Origin of the sequence: Pararhizobium sp. IMCC3301 (assembly GCF_030758315.1) — a bacterium.
GTDB lineage: Bacteria > Pseudomonadota > Alphaproteobacteria > Rhizobiales.
Window position 1 is genome coordinate 823178 of sequence record NZ_CP132336.1, and the last position, 18346, is coordinate 841523.

The following is an 18346-nucleotide window of genomic DNA, read 5'->3' on the forward strand; positions in this document are numbered from 1 at the left end:
TGATGAAAGTTTTCTCAGTGGCTGGTCTATTCGACCACACGCACCAGGTGACTGACCTTGCGGATCATGCCGCGAACGGCAGGCGTATCTTCCAGCGTGGCGCTGCGCTGCATCTTGTTCAGCCCCAGGCCGACCAGAGTTGCGCGCTGTTCCTGCGGACGGCGCAATGGGCTTCCCGTCTGCACAACTGTAACAGTATTCTTCTTGCTATCAGCCATGATGGCCTCCACTCAATTCTTTGAAAAGCAACAGCGAATAAATGCTTATGCTTCTGCCACTTCGCCGCCCTCAGCCGGGGTCCGGCGTGACTGCAACGTTGACACTTTAATACCACGGCGAGAGGCCACACTGCGCGGGCTGTTCTCATTTTTCAGCGCTTCAAAAGTAGCGCGGATCATATTGTAAGGATTTGATGTGCCGACAGATTTGGCAACCACATCCTGAACGCCCAGCGTTTCAAAAATCGCGCGCATTGGGCCACCAGCAATAATTCCGGTACCCGCAGGTGCGGAGCGCATCGTCACGCGTCCGGCACCATGGCGGCCTGAAGCATCGTGATGCAACGTCCGGCCTTCACGCAGTGGCACACGGATCATGCCGCGTTTGGCCGCTTCAGTTGCCTTGCGAATCGCTTCAGGAACCTCACGGGCCTTGCCGTGACCAAAGCCGACACGGCCTTTCTGGTCGCCAACAACCACCAGGGCTGCAAATCCGAAACGGCGGCCACCCTTGACCACTTTTGCCACACGGTTGATGTGTACAAGCTTATCGACGAATTCGCTGTCGCGCTCTTCACGATCTCTGCCAGCCATGTTCACTCTTTCCAATTTTATGGGACCCTGTCCCAATTAGTATCGATCAGGTTGCACCTGAACCTAGAATTCCAGACCGCCTTCGCGGGCAGCATCACCAAGCGCCTTGACGCGGCCATGATAGATAAAGCCGCCACGGTCAAATACGACCTGCTTGACGCCGGCGTTAACCGCACGTTCCGCAACCAGCTTGCCAACGGCCGCAGCTGCGTCCCTGTCAGCGCCTGTTTTCAAATCTGAACGCAATTCCTTGTCCAATGAGGACGCAGCAGCAAGAGTCTTGCCTGCGACATCATCGATGATCTGCGCATAGATATTTTTTGACGACCGGTGCACGCTCAAACGCGGGCGACCGGTGGATGTCTTGTGAAGCGAACGGCGAACACGGGCGCGACGACGTTCGAAAAGTGTCAAATTCTTTGCCATGATATCAGCCGTTACTTCTTCTTGCCTTCTTTGCGGAAGATGTATTCGTCCGCATATTTGACGCCTTTGCCCTTATAGGGCTCGGGCGGACGATATTTGCGAATTTCAGCCGCAACCTGACCGACTTTCTGTTTGTCGATACCGGACACAGAGATTTCCGTCGGCTTGGCACACGCAATCTGAATGCCTTCCGGAATTTCGTACAGAACTTCGTGGCTGAAACCCAGCGCCAGTTGCAGGTTCTTACCCTGAACGGCGGCACGATAACCAACCCCATTGATCTGAAGATCTTTTTTGAAGCCCTCGGTGACACCGAGAACCAGATTTTCCACGATGGTGCGGGACATGCCCCACATGGCACGCGCCTCATTTGATCCATCAACCGGCTTCACTTCAATGCCGCTATCCCCCATGGAGGCCAGAACCTTATCAACCAGAACAGCTGACAGTTCCCCCTTGGGGCCTTTGACATTGACCTGTTGGCCATCAATCGTGGCTGTTACTCCCGAAGGAACCGCCACTGCTTTTTTACCAATCCGAGACATCTGACTTACCTGTCCAATTCTCGTTAAACTTCACGACCATGCACACGTCCTAGAAGACGCGGCACAATACCTCACCACCAATATTCTGGGTCCGCGCTTCGTGATCTGCCATCACACCGCGTGGCGTGGACACAATCGAAACACCCAGCCCATTGGCCACACGCGGAATACCGTCCGCACCGGCGTAAACACGCCGGCCGGGCTTCGACACCCGCTCGATTTTCTGAATCACGGGATCGCCGTCAAAATATTTCAGTTCGATCTGAAATTCCGACTTGCCCTTTTCATACTCAACTTCACTATATCCGCGAATGTAGCCTTCGGACTGGAGCACATCCAGAACGCGTGCGCGCAACTTGGATGCCGGTGTCGAGCATGAGCTCTTGCCGCGCATCAAAGCGTTACGGATACGTGTCAGCATATCGCCGAGTGGATCAGACATTGACATGACTGTTTCTCCTTACCAGCTGGACTTGACGAGGCCAGGCACTTTGCCGGCGGAACCAAGTTCACGCAGCGCAATACGCGACATTCTCAATTTGCGATAAAAACCGCGTGGACGTCCGGAGACTTCGCACCGGTTCCGCACACGGGTTTTCGACGAATTCCGGGGCAGTTCAGCCAGTTCCAGCTGAGCCAGAAAGCGTTCCTCGGCAGGAACACTTTGATCCCGTGTCTTCGCCTTCAGGGCCGCACGCTTTGCAGCATACTTTTCCACCAATTTGCGGCGATCATTATTCTTTTCAACAGCGCTTTTTTTAGCCATGCGTCCTAGTCCTTAGCGACTCGTTTCCAGATCCGTTACTGACGGAACGGAAAGTTCAATGCCTTGAGCAATGCCCGTGCTTCATCATCATTGTCTGCGGTTGTGCAGACAATCACGTCCATGCCCCAGACCTGTTCCACTTTGTCATATTCGATTTCGGGGAACACGATATGTTCCTTGATACCCATGGCGAAATTGCCATTGCCATCAAAGCTCTTCGGGTTCAGACCACGAAAGTCACGAACGCGTGGCAATGCAATCGTCACCAGACGATCCACAAATTCATACATTCTGATCTTGCGAAGTGTAACCTTCGCACCAAGTGCCATTCCATCGCGCACCTTGAAGCCCGCGATCGATTTGCGCGCTGTCGTAATGACGGCACGCTGACCTGCGATCAGCGAAAGATCTTCGGCAGCTGCCTTCACCTTCTTCTGGTCACCAACGCCTTCGCCGATGCCCATATTGATCACAACCTTGTCGAGGGCCGGAACCTGCATCGGGTTCTTGTAACCAAACTGTTCAATCAGTTTGGCGCGAATAACCTCTTCATACTGCCCTTTAAGCCGGGCTTGCACTGCAACATCAGCCATCGATCATTTCTCCGGAACGCTTCGCAAAGCGAACCTTCTTGCCTTCATCATTTACCTTGAAACCAACACGGGTCGGCTTGCCATCCTTGGGATCTTCCAATGCCAGATTGGACAATTGGATAGCGGCTTCCTTGTTCACGATACCGCCTTCAACATCGGCGCTCTGGCGCTGGTGGCGCTTGACCATGTTGATACCGCTGACCATGGCGCGGCCCTCTTTCGGCATGACCCGGATAATTTCGCCATTACGGCCCTTATCCTTGCCTGTCAGCACGACAACGCGGTCGCCTTTTTTCAATTTAGCAGCCATTACAGCACCTCTGGCGCAAGCTGGATGATCTTCATGTGGTTCTTGGCGCGCAATTCACGCGGGATCGGACCAAAAACACGGGTGCCGATCGGCTCCTTGTTATTATTCACGATCACCGCTGCATTGCCGTCGAACCGGATGACGCTGCCATCAGCGCGGCGCAGATCCTTGCGGGTCCGCACAACAACCGCTTTCAGCACGTCGCCCTTTTTCACACGGCCACGGGGAATAGCTTCTTTCACGCTGACGACAATAATGTCGCCAACCGATGCATATTTGCGCTTGGAACCACCAAGCACCTTGATGCACTGCACACGTCGTGCGCCGGAATTATCGGCCACTTCGAGGTTGGTTTGCATCTGAATCATAACTGGCTGCCTTTATGTTGTTGAACAGCAATTTCCGACTGCTGAACGTTCCAGTTGTTTGATCCTGGAGAAATCAAATCCGCCGGTTCAGGCGTTTTCGACCACGATCCAGGTTTTATCCTTCGAAATCGGTTTGGTTTCCTCAATGGACACCAGTTCTCCGACCTTGCGCTGATTGTTCTCATCATGCGCTTTATACTTTTTCGACCGGCGCACAGTCTTTTTCAAAAGCGGATGCGTAAAACGCCGTTCCACTTTCACCACGATTGTCTTGTCGCTCTTGTCGCTGACAACGACGCCCTGCAAAATACGTTTTGGCATCGAGGCCTCCTTAGCCTGCCGCAGCAGCTGTGCGCTTTTGCACCGCTACTGTATTAATCCGCGCAATATCCCGACGTAACTGCCGAAATCGCGCTGTGTTCTCCAACTGACCCGTTGCACGCTGAAACCGCAGATTGAACTGCTCTTTTTTCAACTTAACCAGCTCGTCGTCGAGCTGATCAACGGTCATCGTTGCCAAATCATCTGCCTTCATGGCTCAAACCTTCACCAAATTCTCTAATCTCGGCTATTCGCCGATACGTTGCACAAAACGGGTCTTGATCGGCAGTTTAGCTGCCGCCAAACGAAACGCTTCACGCGCAACTTCCGGGGTTACACCGTCAATCTCGAACATGATCCGGCCCGGTTTTACGCGAGCGGCCCAAAAGTCCGGCGAACCCTTACCTTTACCCATACGGACTTCGGTAGGCTTGCTGGAAACCGGGACATCCGGAAAAATACGGATCCAGACACGGCCTGCACGCTTCATATGACGTGTCATCGCACGGCGAGCAGCTTCGATCTGTCGCGCTGTAATACGCTCTGGTTCCAATGCTTTCAAGCCAAAAGCACCAAAATTCAAATCTGTTCCGCCTTTGGCGATACCGTGAATACGGCCTTTATGCGCCTTGCGGAATTTTGTTCGCTTCGGTTGCAGCATGGTTGCCTGCCCTCGTTCTTATTTCTATGGCGTCCGCTCAGCGCTTAGGCTGCTGAACGACGACGATTTGCATCAGGACCTTCGCTCATACGGCGCTCGGATGCCATGGGATCGTGTTCCATGATTTCGCCCTTGAAGACCCAAACCTTAATTCCAATGATACCGTAGGCCGTTGTGGCTTCGTAGGTGCCATAATCGATGTCAGCGCGCAAAGTGTGAAGCGGCACGCGACCTTCGCGATACCATTCGACCCGGGCAATCTCGGCACCGCCGAGGCGTCCGCCGCAATTGATCCGGATGCCTTCGGCACCCAGGCGCATGGCATTTTGAACCGCACGCTTCATCACCCGGCGGAACGATGCACGGCGCTCCAGCTGCTGAGCAATCGACTGGGCAATCAGATTGGCGTCGATTTCCGGCTTGCGCACTTCAACGATGTTGAGATGCACTTCGGATGTGGTCATCGAACCGATCTTCCTGCGAAGCTTCTCGATGTCCGCGCCCTTCTTGCCGATAACAATGCCCGGACGGGCGCTGTAAATCGTGACACGGCATTTCTTGTGTGGGCGCTCGATGACGATCTTCGACACCGCTGCCTGTTTCAACTCGTCTTCCAGGAATTTGCGGATGCGCATATCTTCATGCAGCAACACACCATATTCGCCGGTGTTGGCGAACCAGCGTGAATCCCAGGTGCGGTTGATACCGAGGCGCAGGCCGATCGGGCTGACTTTATTTCCCATTAAGCTGTCTCCTCAACTTCACGCACGACGATTGTCAGATTTGAAAATGGCTTTACAATGCGACCGACACGGCCACGTGCGCGAGGCTGCCAGCGCTTCATGACGATGCTCTTGCCGACATAGGCTTCTGCCACCACCAACGCATCAACATCCAGATCATGATTGTTTTCAGCGTTTGCAATTGCAGATTCCAGCCCGGCCTTGACACTGCTCGCGATACGACGGGGTGAGAAAGTCAGATCGGCCAGAGCCTTCTCAACTTTCTTGCCGCGGATCGTTGCAGCGACCAGGTTCAGTTTCTGAGGGCTGACGCGCAGATTGCGAACTACAGCTTTCGCCTCACTGTCCTTCAATACGCGTTCGCGTTTTGCCTTACCCATGGTTACTTCCTCTTCGCCTTCTTATCGGCGCCGTGACCGTAATAGGTGCGGGACGGAGCAAATTCGCCAAATTTATGGCCAATCATATCTTCCGAAACCTGCACCGGAATGTGCTTATGACCGTTGTAAACGCCAAAGGTCAGACCAACGAACTGCGGCAAGACAGTGGAGCGACGGCTCCAGATCTTGATCACGTCATTGCGACCGGAAGCCTGAGCTTTCTCGGCCTTTTTCAACATGTATCCGTCGACAAACGGACCTTTCCAAATAGAACGTGCCACAATTAACCTCTAACGACCTTTGCGCGCATGACGCGAGCGCAGAATGAATTTGTCAGTCGCTTTGTTGCGACGTGTCTTTTTGCCTTTTGTCGGCTTGCCCCATGGGGTTACCGGATGACGGCCACCTGAGGTCCGGCCTTCACCACCACCATGCGGGTGATCAACCGGGTTCATGGCAACACCACGAACACTTGGACGGCGGCCCATCCAGCGCGAACGTCCGGCTTTGCCAAGGCTGATATTGCTGTGATCCGGGTTTGAAACCGCACCGACAGAGGCAATACATGCAGCAGGAACGCGGCGCTGCTCGCCGGAATTCAACCGGATAACCGCATAGTCGGAATCCCGGCCCACGAGTTGGGCGTAAGCACCGGCGGAGCGGGCAATCTGGCCGCCTTTGCCTGGCTTCATTTCCACATTGTGGATGATGGTCCCAACCGGCATCGCGCTCAATGGCATGGAGTTACCTGGTTTCACGTCAGCGCGTTCGCTGGCAATCACCTTGTCACCAACCTGCAGACGCTGCGGTGCCAGAATATAAGCCTGCTCGCCATCCGTATACTGGATCAGGGCGATAAAGGCGGTCCGGTTCGGATCATATTCCAAACGCTCGACCCTGGCTTCCACATTCAGCTTCGTGCGTTTGAAATCAATCACACGATAGGTCCGCTTATGCCCGCCGCCGCGACGGCGTGAGGTAATGCGGCCGCTATTGTTACGACCACCGGACTTGGAAAGGCCCTCGGTCAGGCTCTTGACCGGTTTGCCCTTCCAAAGGCCGGACCGATCCACAATCACCAGCTGGCGCTGGCCCGGTGTATTCGGTTTGAACTTTTTCAATGCCATTGTTCTTGCCTATTCCCTTGTCGCAACCCGGCCTAAAGGCCAGTTGTCACGTCGATGGTCTCACCGTCTTTCAACGTGACGATTGCTTTCTTCACGTCGGACTGGCGACCTTTGATACCGCGAAAGCGCTTTGTCTTACCCTTGCGTACAAGTGTATTGACGTGGTCGACCTTCACCCCAAAAAGCGTTTCAACCGCAGATTTGATTTCTGGCTTGGTTGCTGTCGGCGCCACATTGAAAACAACCTGATTATGCTCCGAAGCGTTGGTTGATTTCTCGGTGATAACCGGGCTGACGATCACATCATATGCTGACAATTTGATCATTTGAAACGCTCCTCAAGCGCGCCCAGAGCGGCTTTGGTCAAAACCAGAACATCGCGGCGCAGAATGTCATAAACATTGATGCCCTGAACCGGCAGCACATCAAGCTGAGCAATGTTACCGGCAGCGCGTGCGAAGTTTTCATTCACCTCCGCGCCGTCAATCACCAGAGCGTTGCTGAGCCCAAGCTCTTTCAGTTTGGCGAGCAGGATCTTTGTTTTCGCATCTGACAGATTTGCATCTTCCAGAACGATCAACTCCGAAGCTTTCGCCTTGCTCGATAAAGCATGTTTCAGCGCCAGGGCCCTGACTTTCTTGGGAAGCGCCGTCGCATGGTCACGAACGACAGGACCGAAGGCCCGGCCACCACTGCGGAACTGAGGCGCTTTCTTATTGCCGTGACGAGCGCCGCCGGAGCCCTTCTGTTTGACAAATTTCTTTGTCGAACCGGTCACGTCGGCGCGGTTTTTGACCGCATGTGTTCCGGCGCGGCGTTTGGCGAGCTGATAGCGGACCATGCGGTGCAGAATGTCGGCACGCGGCTCCAGGCCGAATACTTCATCTGCCACGGATACAGACCCTGCATCGGCGCCATCAAGTGTTTTAACAGCGAGTTTCATTATTCTGCACTCTCTTCACTAGCTGGCGCTTCGGCAGGCGCTTCTTCAGCGGCAGGCGCGCCAGCGGATGCACGAATGGCAGCCGGAAACGGAGCCTCAGCAGGAAGACTGCGCTTTACAGCGTCAGAAATCATGATCCAACCACCCTTGGCACCAGGAACAGAGCCCTTCACCAGGATCAGTCCACGGTCGGCATCGGTCTTGACGACAACAAGGTTCTGGGTGGTCACCCGTTCAGCACCCATATGGCCAGCCATCTTCTTGCCTTTGAAAACCTTGCCCGGATCCTGACACTGGCCGGTTGACCCGTGTGCGCGGTGGGAGACGGACACGCCGTGAGAGGCACGCATGCCGCCAAAATTGTGGCGCTTTATCGCACCGGCAAAACCTTTACCGATGGAAGTCCCCACAACGTCCACATACTGACCGGAAACAAAATGATCAGCGGTGATTTCCGCACCGACATCGACCAGATTGTCTTCGCTGACGCGGAATTCGGCAACACGACGCTTCGGCTCAACCTTGGCAGCCGCGAAATGGCCACGCAGAGCTTTTGGCGTGTTTTTGACTTTACGGGTACCCACACCAAGCTGAAGGGCTGTGTAGCCATTCGACTCAGTCGTGCGTTGAGCTACCACCTGGCAATTGTCCAGTTTCAGGACCGTTACCGGGATGTGTTCACCTGCGTCACTATAGACACGGGTCATACCCACTTTTTGTGCGATTACACCAGAACGCCTGGTCATCTTCATTCCTCCGCCGCTTTAAAGCTTGATCTCGACATCGACACCGGCCGCAAGGTCGAGCTTCATGAGCGCGTCCACTGTCTGCGGAGTAGGGTCGATAATGTCGAGAAGACGCTTATGTGTCCGAATTTCGAACTGTTCGCGACTTTTTTTGTCGATATGAGGTGAACGGTTCACCGTGAATTTTTCTATGCGCGTCGGCAGTGGTACTGGCCCACGCACCTGAGCACCCGTGCGCTTGGCTGTGGAGACGATTTCTTTCGTCGACACGTCCAGCACGCGGTGGTCGAACGCCTTGAGGCGAATGCGGATGTTTTGACCGTTCATGGATCTGTCCTTTGAAGACCTGCCTCGACATGATTGCCAGGCAGGTCCGGATGGCTCTTAAGGGTTACTCGATGATGCTTGCGACGATGCCGGCCCCGACGGTACGTCCGCCTTCACGAATGGCAAAGCGCAGCCGCTCTTCCATGGCGATCGGAACGATCAGTTCGACATCCATCTCGACATTATCACCCGGCATCACCATTTCCGTGCCTTCGGGAAGATGAACAATACCGGTCACATCCGTTGTCCGGAAGTAGAACTGGGGACGGTAATTGGTCAGGAATGGCGTATGACGCCCGCCCTCTTCCTTCGTCAGAATATAGGCTTCCGCCTTGAACTTGGTGTGGGGCTTCACAGTACCCGGCTTGCACAGAACCTGGCCGCGCTCAACATCTTCACGCTGAACACCGCGCAGCAGTGCGCCGATATTGTCACCCGCCTGGCCGCTGTCCAGCAGCTTGCGGAACATCTCAACACCGGTACAGGTCGATTTCTGCGTATCGCGAATGCCGACAATCTCAATCTCGTCGCCAACCTTGATGACGCCACGCTCAACACGACCGGTCACAACCGTACCGCGACCGGAAATCGAGAACACATCTTCGATCGGCATCAGGAACGCCTGGTCAATCGGACGCTCGGGCTGCGGAATATACTCGTCAACCGTCTTCATCAGCGCGCGGATCGCTTCTTCACCGATCTTCTCATCACGGCCCTCAAGCGCCGCAAGCGCGGACCCCATCGTTACCGGAATATCATCGCCAGGATACTCATAGGCTACCAGCAACTCGCGGATTTCCATCTCGACAAGCTCAAGCAGTTCCTCATCGTCAACCTGGTCAACCTTGTTCATGAAAACCACAAGCGAGGGAACACCAACCTGACGCGCCAGCAAAATGTGCTCGCGGGTCTGTGGCATCGGGCCATCAGTCGCGGACACAACCAGAATCGCACCATCCATCTGAGCCGCACCGGTGATCATGTTCTTCACATAATCCGCGTGGCCCGGACAATCGACATGGGCGTAGTGGCGCGCATCCGTTTCATACTCAACGTGAGCAGTGGAAATCGTAATGCCGCGTGCCTTTTCTTCCGGTGCACCATCAATCTCGTCATAAGCCTTGAATTCACCAAAATATTTCGTAATCGCTGCCGTCAATGTCGTCTTGCCGTGGTCAACATGACCAATCGTGCCAATGTTCGCATGCGGCTTATTGCGTTTAAACTTTTCCTTGGCCATCGGAACTTCTCCGTCTTTCGTGCCACCGCAGTGGCAACATCTGATCTTCGTTTATGTCAACCGCGTAGATTTACGCGTATTTTTCCTGGACTTCTTTAGCGACCTGCTGAGGCACCTGCTCGTAATGGTCAAACTGCATGGTGTATTGTGCCCGGCCCTGGCTCATAGAGCGCAGATTGTTCACATAACCAAACATGTTCGCCAGTGGCACCATGGCACCTATGACAGTCGCAATTCCGCGGCTCTCAGAGCCGGTAATCTGACCGCGCCGCGAATTCAGATCGCCAATGATATCGCCCATATAATCTTCCGGCGTAACCACTTCGACAGCCATGATCGGTTCCAGTAGAACCGCACCGGCCTTCTCGGCGCCTTCACGGAACGCAGCGCGGGCTGCAATCTCGAAGGCGAGAACGCTGGAGTCAACATCATGGTAGGCGCCGTCAATCAGCGTTGCCTTGATATCAAGCATCGGGAACCCTGCAACAGGACCGGACGACATGACACTGCCAACACCTTTTTCAACGCCGGGGATATATTCCTTCGGAATGTTTCCGCCGACAATCTTGCTTTCAAACACATAACCGGACCCGACTTCACCAGGCTCGAAAATGATCTTGATGCGGGCAAACTGACCGGAACCACCAGACTGCTTCTTGTGGGTATAGTCGATTTCGGCCACACGAGTGATGGTTTCACGATAGGCAACCTGAGGCGCGCCGATATTCGCTTCAACCTTGAATTCACGCTTCATGCGGTCAACGATGATGTCGAGGTGCAATTCGCCCATACCGGCAATAATCGTCTGACCGGATTCTTCGTCCAGCTTGACCCGGAAAGAAGGGTCTTCGGCAGCCAGACGATGCAGGGCAACGCCCATTTTCTCCTGATCAGCCTTTGTCTTCGGCTCAATCGCAATTTCGATAACAGGCTCGGGAAACTCCATCCGCTCCAGAATGGCGGGTTTCAGAGGATCACACAGCGTATCGCCGGTTGTCGTGTCCTTCAGACCAACGATGGCAACAATATCACCGGCATAGGCTTCTTTGATCTCTTCGCGGGAATTGGAGTGCATCTGAACCATGCGGCCAACACGCTCGCGCTTGTCCTTGACTGAATTCAGCAGCGTTGTGCCGGTTTCCAGCTTGCCGGAATAAATCCGGCAGAAGGTCAGGGAACCGTATTGATCATCCATCAATTTGAATGCCAGCATCGACAGTGGCGCGTCGTCACTTGCAGCACGGGTCAGTTCGCCATCGGTTTTCGGGTCGATACCCTTGATCGGAGGAACTTCTGTCGGGTTTGGAAGATAATCAACCACCGCATCAAGAAGAGGCTGCACGCCTTTGTTCTTGAATGCAGAACCGGCCAGGATCGGAACAAATGTATTGGAAATCGTTCCACGGCGGATCAGGCTCTTGAGGGTCGCAATGTCAGGCTCATTGCCTTCCAGATAGGCTTCCAGCGCATCTTCGTCGACTTCGACGGCCGCTTCAACCAGCTTCTCGCGATATTCTTCTGCGCGCTCCTGCAGATCAGCAGGAATATCAACATAGTTGAACTTCGCACCAAGATCTTCAGTTTCCCAGATGATGCCGCGCATTTCGACCAGATCAACCACACCGGCAAAATCATTTTCAGCGCCAATCGGCAGCTGGATCACCAGCGGGTTGGCACCAAGACGGGTACGCACCATGTCGACGGAGCGGTAGAAATCCGCACCCAGCTTGTCCATCTTGTTGATGAACATCATCCGCGGCACTTTATATTTGTCGGCCTGGCGCCAGACAGTCTCGGTCTGCGGCTCAACGCCGGCATTGGCATCCAGCAGAGCAACAGCACCATCCAGTACCCGCAGGGAACGTTCAACTTCAATCGTGAAATCAACGTGACCTGGCGTGTCAATGATGTTCAGACGTTTGTCTTTCCAGAACGTGGTCGTCGCAGCGGAAGTAATGGTGATCCCACGCTCCTGCTCCTGCGCCATCCAGTCCATTGTGGCAGCGCCGTCATGGACTTCACCAATCTTGTGGCTTTTGCCGGAATAGAACAACACCCGCTCGGTGGTGGTTGTCTTGCCCGCGTCAATATGGGCCATAATGCCGAAATTGCGGTAGTCTTCGATTTTGTGACTGCGAGTCATGGCTTATAGTCTCTCAAAAATTACCAGCGATAATGCGAGAATGCTTTATTCGCGTCTGCCATTTTATGGGTGTCTTCGCGCTTCTTGACAGCAGAGCCGCGATTATTGGCAGCGTCCAGAAGTTCGCCCGACAGACGGTCAACCATGGTTGTTTCGTTGCGCTTGCGCGCTGCGATGATCAACCAGCGAATGGCCAGCGCCTGACGGCGCTCATTACGCACTTCGACCGGAACCTGGTAAGTCGCACCGCCCACACGGCGGGAGCGAACCTCGACCGAAGGCATGACGTTTTCAAGGGCCTGATGGAACAGAACAACCGGATCCTGGCTGGTCTTTGCACTCATGATATCCATGGCACCGTAAACGATATTTTCCGCGGCAGATTTTTTGCCATCCTTCATGACGCTGTTCATGAATTTGGAAACGATGATATCGCCAAATTTCGGATCAGGAATGATATCGCGTTTTTCAGCTCTGTGACGACGAGACATGTCTATGCCCTCTTATTTCGGACGCTTAGCGCCATATTTGGAACGACGCTGCTTACGGTCTTTAACGCCCTGCGTATCCAGAACGCCGCGAATGACGTGGTAGCGCACACCCGGCAAATCCTTCACGCGGCCGCCACGGATCAGCACCACGGAGAATTCCTGAAGGTTGTGACCCTCACCTGGAATATATCCAATGACTTCAAAACCGTTGCGCAAGCGAATCTTGGCAACTTTACGCAAAGCCGAGTTCGGCTTTTTGGGAGTGGTTGTGTACACGCGAGTACATGAACCCTGTTTCTGAGGGTTTGCCTCAAGCGCTGGAACCTTGTTCCGCTTGACTGGCGCCTTGCGTGGCTTCCGGATCAACTGGTTAATCGTTGGCATGCCGTCTCTCTCAGCCGGTGGGCTTAAAATCTCTAACAAATGACTGGATATCGAACCCGTTCACCGGCTTGCGTATAAGCATACGCAAAAGCCCCACTCCATCGGCAAAGATGGGGGAGCCGGCTAACCAGAGGACCACAGCATAGCCGCGGTCATGAACCCGTATTTTCAGTCGCTTACATAAGACAGTGTTTGAAACTTATATCTTTGGCGCGTCGCCGCAGAATGCCTGTTTCACGACCTGTCTTGTGATGGCGCGGAACATATGGCTATCCCCGTCACGCGTCAACCCTATATTCATGACTTTTTTCAGGTCCCGCAATTGCCGCAGACATTGCTGAATCCTGCGCAAAACCTGATCAGGCTTTGCAATAATTGCGTCGCAGGAGTGTCCTTCGCCACAATTTCGAGAATCAGTCCTCTTCTGTGCCTGAAGAGGCATAGATGATCGCTGCAACATCCCCGGCCAGCGCCCTCTCATAGGCTTCTTCGAGCTCTTCATCGATTATGGATTCGGCAACGGCGCCGCCTTTTTGCCAATCGATTCCCTGCCAGCCTTCCTGTTCCAGATACTCGGCTGCAACGGCAACCGCCTGCTCCAGATCTTCAGCCTGCAGAAAAACCTGAAAACCGTATTCCGGCTGGTCCCTGGGACCGGCTTCTCCGATGAGGGTCTGGTGAACACCGCCCTCGCCTATCACAACATAAACTTCTTTAGCCATGGTCTCTCACTTGCAAAAGCAAAGCCGCCGGGGTATGCGCCCGGCGGCTCTCAATGCGTTGGCAGTCTGGGGCCCTAAGAGGCTTCCTTTACGCCTTCAAATGCAACGTCAGCTGCCGAGGCTAGCGATGTTTTCTTGCGCTCATCCAGAATGAGATCATCGCGACGACCGGCAATAGTCTTCATCCGGCTCATGGCACCACCGGTGCCAGCCGGGATCAGACGACCCACAATCACGTTCTCCATGAGGCCTTCAAGCGTATCCGCCTTGCCGTTAACAGCCGCCTCAGTCAGGACACGTGTGGTTTCCTGGAAAGACGCTGCCGAGATGAACGACTTGGTCTGCAAGCTTGCCTTTGTGATGCCGAGCAGAACCGGTGTCGCTTTCGCAGGTGTCTTGCCTTCTGCCACCAGCTTTTCATTTGCCGTTTCAAAGTCGATCCGGTCGACCTGTTCGGCATTCAGATAATCGCCATCATTGACCTCGGTGACTTCGACCTTCTGCAGCATCTGACGCACGATCACTTCAATATGCTTGTCGTTGATCACAACACCCTGCAGGCGATAGACATCCTGGATTTCATTGACGAGATAGGAAGCAAGCTCCTCCACCCCTTTAATGGCCAGAATATCATGCGGTGCCGGCAGGCCGTCCATGATGTAGTCGCCCTTTTCCACCACATCGCCATCCTGCAGATGGAACGGCTTGCCTTTTGGAATGAGATATTCCATCGGCTCCATGGTTTCATCAAGCGGCTCGATGACAATCCGGCGTTTGTTCTTGTAGTCGCGCCCAAAACGGATTGTGCCACCGATTTCAGCAATGATGGCGTGGTCCTTTGGACGACGGGCCTCGAACAATTCAGCCACACGCGGCAGACCACCGGTAATATCACGGGTCTTGGCGCTTTCCAGCGGAATACGTGCCAGAACATCACCGGCTTTCACGGTTGATCCCGGATCGACCGACAGCACCGAGTCCACAGACAATTGGTAGCGCGCTTCACGGCCACGATCGAGTTTGTAAACTTCGCCCTTTTTGTCTTTCACCGCCAAGGCGGGTTTCAGATCACCAGCCTTGGCGTTGCTGCGCCAGTCGGTGACCACACGCTTGGTGATGCCGGTTGCCTCATCAGCATTTTCCGAAACCGACACGCCATCGACCAGATCTTCATACTCGACCACACCCTCTACTTCGGTGAGGACCGGACGTGTATAAGGATCCCATTCGGCAATACGCTGGCCGGATTTGATCTTGTCGCCGTCATCCACATGCACACGGGCACCATAATTGATGCGGTGAACCGAAACTTCGACGCCAAGCTCATCATTGATGACCACCGACATGTTGCGGCCCATGGCAATCAGCTTGCCATCGGAGTCCCGCACCACATTGCGATTGCGCAGGCTTACATTCCCGTCGAAATTACTTTCGATGAAGGAACTGTCCACCACTTGAGCGGCCCCGCCGATGTGGAAGGTCCGCATGGTCAATTGTGTGCCCGGCTCGCCGATCGACTGAGCCGCGATGACGCCGACAGCTTCGCCCATATTGACAGTTGTGCCACGGGCCAGATCGCGCCCATAACAGGCGCCGCAGACGCCAACCTTGTTCTTGCAGGTCAGAACCGAGCGGATTTTGACGGACTGAATGCCGGCCGTTTCAATGGCATCGACTTCCTTTTCCTGGATCAGTATGTTCTGCGCAACGACAACTTCACCATCGGCGTTGATCACATCAGCCGCAGTTGTACGGCCAAGGGTACGCATGCCCAGGGTCGCGACAACCTGTCCGGAATCCACCACAGCCTGAACGGTCAGACCGTCATCGGTTCCGCAATCCTCTTTGGTGATGATGCAATCCTGTGCAACATCGACCAGACGGCGGGTCAGATAACCGGAGTTGGCGGTTTTCAGTGCCGTATCCGCGAGACCCTTACGGGCACCGTGGGTGGAACTGAAATATTCCATCACCGTCAGGCCTTCCTTGAAGTTGGCGATGATCGGAGATTCGATGATCGACCCGTCGGGACGCGCCATAAGGCCACGCATACCGGCCAGCTGTTTCATCTGTGCGGGCGATCCGCGCGCGCCGGAATGGGACATCATATAAACCGAGTTCATCGGTTTCTGGCGTCCGGTTTCCTCGTCCACCTGAACCGAAGAGATGCGTTTCATCATCTCATCGGCAACCTTGTCGGTACATTTCGCCCAGGCATCCACAACCTTGTTGTACTTTTCGCCCTGCGTGATCAGGCCGTCATTGTACTGCTGCTCATATTCCTTGGTCAGCGTGCGGGTTTCTTCCACCAGACCCTTTTTGGTATCAGGAATAACCATGTCGTCCTTGCCGAACGAAATGCCGGCTTTGAACGCGTTGCTGAACCCAAGCTGCATGATGCGGTCACAGAAGATCACACTCTCCTTCTGACCACAGTGGCGGTATACCACGTCGATCATGCCGGAGATTTCCTTCTTGGTCATCAGGCGGTTGCAAGTGTCATAGGGCACATTGTGATGTTTCGGCAGAAGATCGCCGATCAACATGCGGCCCGGTGAGGTTTCATGAATGCCGGTAACCTTGTTGCCATCTTCATCGGCCGTGACAAAACGGCCCCTGATCTTGGAGTGCAGTGTCACCACGCCATTGTCGAGCGCGTGCTGAACCTCGGCAATATCGCCGAACGCCATGCCTTCACCAGGCTCGTTATCCGACTGCAGTGACAGATAATACAGACCCAGAACAATATCCTGCGAAGGAACAATGATCGGCTGACCATTGGCCGGATGCAGAACATTGTTGGTCGACATCATCAGCACGCGGGCTTCGAGCTGAGCTTCCAGCGACAGCGGCACGTGGACGGCCATCTGATCGCCATCAAAGTCGGCATTGAACGCTGCGCAGACCAGAGGGTGCAGCTGAATGGCCTTGCCTTCAATCAGCACGGGCTCAAATGCCTGAATACCAAGCCGGTGCAGCGTCGGTGCCCGGTTCAGCATAATCGGATGTTCACGGATCACTTCATCCAGAATATCCCAGACTTCGGGCCGTTCTTTTTCAACCAGTTTCTTGGCCTGTTTGACCGTCGAGGAATAGCCTTTTGCGTCAAGCCGCGAATAGATAAACGGCTTGAACAGCTCCAGCGCCATTTTCTTCGGCAATCCGCACTGATGCAGCTTCAATTCAGGACCCACCACGATCACCGAGCGGCCTGAATAATCGACGCGCTTGCCGAGCAGATTCTGGCGGAATCGGCCCTGCTTGCCCTTCAACATGTCTGACAGGGATTTCAGCGGACGTTTGTTGGTGCCGGTGATGACACGGCCACGGCGGCCATTGTCGAACAGCGCGTCAACCGCTTCCTGCAGCATGCGCTTTTCATTGCGGATGATGATGTCCGGCGCGCGCAATTCCATCAACCGCTTCAAACGGTTGTTGCGGTTGATCACACGGCGGTACAGATCATTCAGATCGGACGTTGCAAAGCGGCCGCCATCCAGTGGCACCAGCGGACGCAGATCCGGTGGAATCACAGGAACAACAGTCATGATCATCCATTCCGGCCGGTTGCCGGAGTCGATGAAGGCCTCGATGACTTTCAGACGTTTCGCCAGTTTCTTCGGCTTCAACTCGGTCGTGGCCTCCGCGATTTCAACGCGGATTTCCTCACTGAGGCGCTGCAGATCGAGAGACATCAGCATTTCGCGGATCGCCTCGGCGCCGATCATCGCGGTAAACGCATCAGGTCCGTACTGGTCCTGAGCTTCAACGATTTCGGTCTCTGACAGAAGCTGACGCTCTTTAAGAGCGGTCAGGCCAGGCTCGATGACAACATAATTTTCAAAATAAAGAATCCGTTCCAGATCCTTCAGCGTCATGTCCATCAGCAGGCCGATGCGCGATGGCAATGATTTCAGGAACCAGATATGAGCGACCGGTGCCGCCAGTTCGATATGGCCCATACGCTCGCGCCGAACCCGGGACAAGGTAACTTCGACACCGCATTTCTCGCAGATAATACCTTTGTATTTCATGCGTTTATATTTGCCACAAAGACACTCATAGTCCTTGATCGGGCCAAAGATACGTGCGCAGAACAGGCCATCGCGTTCCGGTTTGAAGGTCCGGTAGTTGATGGTTTCTGGTTTCTTGATCTCGCCGAATGACCAGGAAAGGATTTTTTCCGGGCTGGCGATAGAAATCTTGATCTGGTCAAACGTCTGTGCCGGCGCCTGGGTGCCAAAAACGTTCATCACATCCTGATTCATGGATTTCTCCTTTAGAGCGGCCAGTCGGTG

At 54.4% G+C, this 18346-nt stretch carries 26 protein-coding genes; all 26 read right to left on the minus strand.

Annotated features, from left to right (window positions below):
- Window positions 1-26 precede the first annotated feature (26 nt).
- Window positions 27-218: a 50S ribosomal protein L30 gene (gene rpmD / locus RAL88_RS03750; protein WP_306267395.1), complete on the minus strand. Its 192-nt coding sequence runs from the start codon at window positions 216-218 to the stop codon at window positions 27-29.
- A gap of 45 nt (window positions 219-263) precedes the next feature.
- Window positions 264-812 carry a 30S ribosomal protein S5 gene (rpsE, locus tag RAL88_RS03755; protein ID WP_306257526.1) on the minus strand — a complete coding sequence of 183 codons (549 nt, stop codon included), beginning with the start codon at window positions 810-812 and terminating at the stop codon, window positions 264-266.
- 63 nt (window positions 813-875) lie between these two features.
- Window positions 876-1238 carry a 50S ribosomal protein L18 gene (gene rplR, locus RAL88_RS03760; protein ID WP_306267396.1) on the minus strand — a complete coding sequence of 121 codons (363 nt, stop codon included), beginning with the start codon at window positions 1236-1238 and terminating at the stop codon, window positions 876-878.
- An 11-nt stretch (window positions 1239-1249) separates the two neighbouring features.
- On the minus strand, window positions 1250-1783 hold the full coding sequence (rplF, locus tag RAL88_RS03765) for a 50S ribosomal protein L6 (protein ID WP_306267397.1): 534 nt from the start codon (window positions 1781-1783) through the stop codon (window positions 1250-1252).
- Between the two features lie 49 nt (window positions 1784-1832).
- Window positions 1833-2231 carry a 30S ribosomal protein S8 gene (gene rpsH, locus RAL88_RS03770; RefSeq protein ID WP_306267398.1) on the minus strand — a complete coding sequence of 133 codons (399 nt, stop codon included), beginning with the start codon at window positions 2229-2231 and terminating at the stop codon, window positions 1833-1835.
- A gap of 12 nt (window positions 2232-2243) precedes the next feature.
- On the minus strand, window positions 2244-2549 hold the full coding sequence (gene rpsN, locus RAL88_RS03775; protein WP_306267399.1) for a 30S ribosomal protein S14: 306 nt from the start codon (window positions 2547-2549) through the stop codon (window positions 2244-2246).
- Between the two features lie 35 nt (window positions 2550-2584).
- Window positions 2585-3142, minus strand: a complete 558-nt coding sequence (gene rplE, locus RAL88_RS03780; RefSeq protein WP_306267400.1) for a 50S ribosomal protein L5 — start codon at window positions 3140-3142, stop codon at window positions 2585-2587.
- On the minus strand, window positions 3135-3452 hold the full coding sequence (gene rplX, locus RAL88_RS03785; protein ID WP_306267401.1) for a 50S ribosomal protein L24: 318 nt from the start codon (window positions 3450-3452) through the stop codon (window positions 3135-3137). The genes rplE and rplX overlap by 8 nt, the downstream gene beginning before the upstream one ends.
- Window positions 3452-3820 carry a 50S ribosomal protein L14 gene (gene rplN, locus RAL88_RS03790; protein ID WP_306257533.1) on the minus strand — a complete coding sequence of 123 codons (369 nt, stop codon included), beginning with the start codon at window positions 3818-3820 and terminating at the stop codon, window positions 3452-3454. The genes rplX and rplN overlap by 1 nt, the downstream gene beginning before the upstream one ends.
- Window positions 3821-3907: 87 nt before the next feature.
- Window positions 3908-4141, minus strand: a complete 234-nt coding sequence (gene rpsQ / locus RAL88_RS03795; protein ID WP_306267402.1) for a 30S ribosomal protein S17 — start codon at window positions 4139-4141, stop codon at window positions 3908-3910.
- 10 nt (window positions 4142-4151) lie between these two features.
- Window positions 4152-4355, minus strand: coding sequence for a 50S ribosomal protein L29 (gene rpmC / locus RAL88_RS03800; protein ID WP_306267403.1), 204 nt, complete (start codon window positions 4353-4355; stop codon window positions 4152-4154).
- Window positions 4356-4388: 33 nt separating this feature from the next.
- Window positions 4389-4802 carry a 50S ribosomal protein L16 gene (rplP, locus tag RAL88_RS03805; protein ID WP_306267404.1) on the minus strand — a complete coding sequence of 138 codons (414 nt, stop codon included), beginning with the start codon at window positions 4800-4802 and terminating at the stop codon, window positions 4389-4391.
- 44 nt (window positions 4803-4846) lie between these two features.
- A complete protein-coding gene (rpsC, locus tag RAL88_RS03810) occupies window positions 4847-5545 on the minus strand; it encodes a 30S ribosomal protein S3 (protein ID WP_306267405.1) in 699 nt (232 codons plus the stop codon).
- Window positions 5545-5925, minus strand: a complete 381-nt coding sequence (gene rplV, locus RAL88_RS03815) for a 50S ribosomal protein L22 (RefSeq protein WP_306267406.1) — start codon at window positions 5923-5925, stop codon at window positions 5545-5547. The genes rpsC and rplV overlap by 1 nt, the downstream gene beginning before the upstream one ends.
- Before the next feature lie 2 nt (window positions 5926-5927).
- Window positions 5928-6206 carry a 30S ribosomal protein S19 gene (gene rpsS / locus RAL88_RS03820; protein ID WP_306267407.1) on the minus strand — a complete coding sequence of 93 codons (279 nt, stop codon included), beginning with the start codon at window positions 6204-6206 and terminating at the stop codon, window positions 5928-5930.
- Between the two features lie 9 nt (window positions 6207-6215).
- Complete coding sequence (gene rplB / locus RAL88_RS03825) at window positions 6216-7052, minus strand: 50S ribosomal protein L2 (RefSeq protein WP_306267408.1); 837 nt, start codon at window positions 7050-7052, stop codon at window positions 6216-6218.
- Between the two features lie 32 nt (window positions 7053-7084).
- Window positions 7085-7378 (minus strand): 50S ribosomal protein L23, encoded by a 294-nt coding sequence (locus RAL88_RS03830; protein ID WP_306267409.1) that lies wholly within the window; start codon window positions 7376-7378, stop codon window positions 7085-7087.
- Window positions 7375-7995: a 50S ribosomal protein L4 gene (gene rplD / locus RAL88_RS03835; protein ID WP_306267410.1), complete on the minus strand. Its 621-nt coding sequence runs from the start codon at window positions 7993-7995 to the stop codon at window positions 7375-7377. Before rplD ends, RAL88_RS03830 begins: the two co-directional genes overlap by 4 nt.
- Window positions 7995-8741 (minus strand): 50S ribosomal protein L3, encoded by a 747-nt coding sequence (gene rplC / locus RAL88_RS03840; protein ID WP_306267411.1) that lies wholly within the window; start codon window positions 8739-8741, stop codon window positions 7995-7997. The genes rplD and rplC overlap by 1 nt, the downstream gene beginning before the upstream one ends.
- Window positions 8742-8759: 18 nt before the next feature.
- A complete protein-coding gene (gene rpsJ, locus RAL88_RS03845) occupies window positions 8760-9068 on the minus strand; it encodes a 30S ribosomal protein S10 (protein ID WP_306257544.1) in 309 nt (102 codons plus the stop codon).
- Between the two features lie 64 nt (window positions 9069-9132).
- The gene (tuf, locus tag RAL88_RS03850) at window positions 9133-10308 is read right to left on the minus strand and encodes an elongation factor Tu (RefSeq protein ID WP_306267412.1); all 1176 of its coding nucleotides are present in this window, start codon (window positions 10306-10308) and stop codon (window positions 9133-9135) included.
- 70 nt (window positions 10309-10378) lie between these two features.
- Complete coding sequence (gene fusA, locus RAL88_RS03855; protein ID WP_306267413.1) at window positions 10379-12451, minus strand: elongation factor G; 2073 nt, start codon at window positions 12449-12451, stop codon at window positions 10379-10381.
- A gap of 20 nt (window positions 12452-12471) precedes the next feature.
- Window positions 12472-12942 carry a 30S ribosomal protein S7 gene (gene rpsG, locus RAL88_RS03860; protein ID WP_306267414.1) on the minus strand — a complete coding sequence of 157 codons (471 nt, stop codon included), beginning with the start codon at window positions 12940-12942 and terminating at the stop codon, window positions 12472-12474.
- Window positions 12943-12954: 12 nt separating this feature from the next.
- Window positions 12955-13326: a 30S ribosomal protein S12 gene (rpsL, locus tag RAL88_RS03865; RefSeq protein ID WP_306267415.1), complete on the minus strand. Its 372-nt coding sequence runs from the start codon at window positions 13324-13326 to the stop codon at window positions 12955-12957.
- Window positions 13327-13739: 413 nt separating this feature from the next.
- On the minus strand, window positions 13740-14048 hold the full coding sequence (locus RAL88_RS03870) for a hypothetical protein (protein ID WP_306267416.1): 309 nt from the start codon (window positions 14046-14048) through the stop codon (window positions 13740-13742).
- Window positions 14049-14122: 74 nt separating this feature from the next.
- The gene (gene rpoC, locus RAL88_RS03875) at window positions 14123-18316 is read right to left on the minus strand and encodes a DNA-directed RNA polymerase subunit beta' (RefSeq protein WP_306267417.1); all 4194 of its coding nucleotides are present in this window, start codon (window positions 18314-18316) and stop codon (window positions 14123-14125) included.
- Between the last annotated feature and the right edge of the window lie 30 nt (window positions 18317-18346).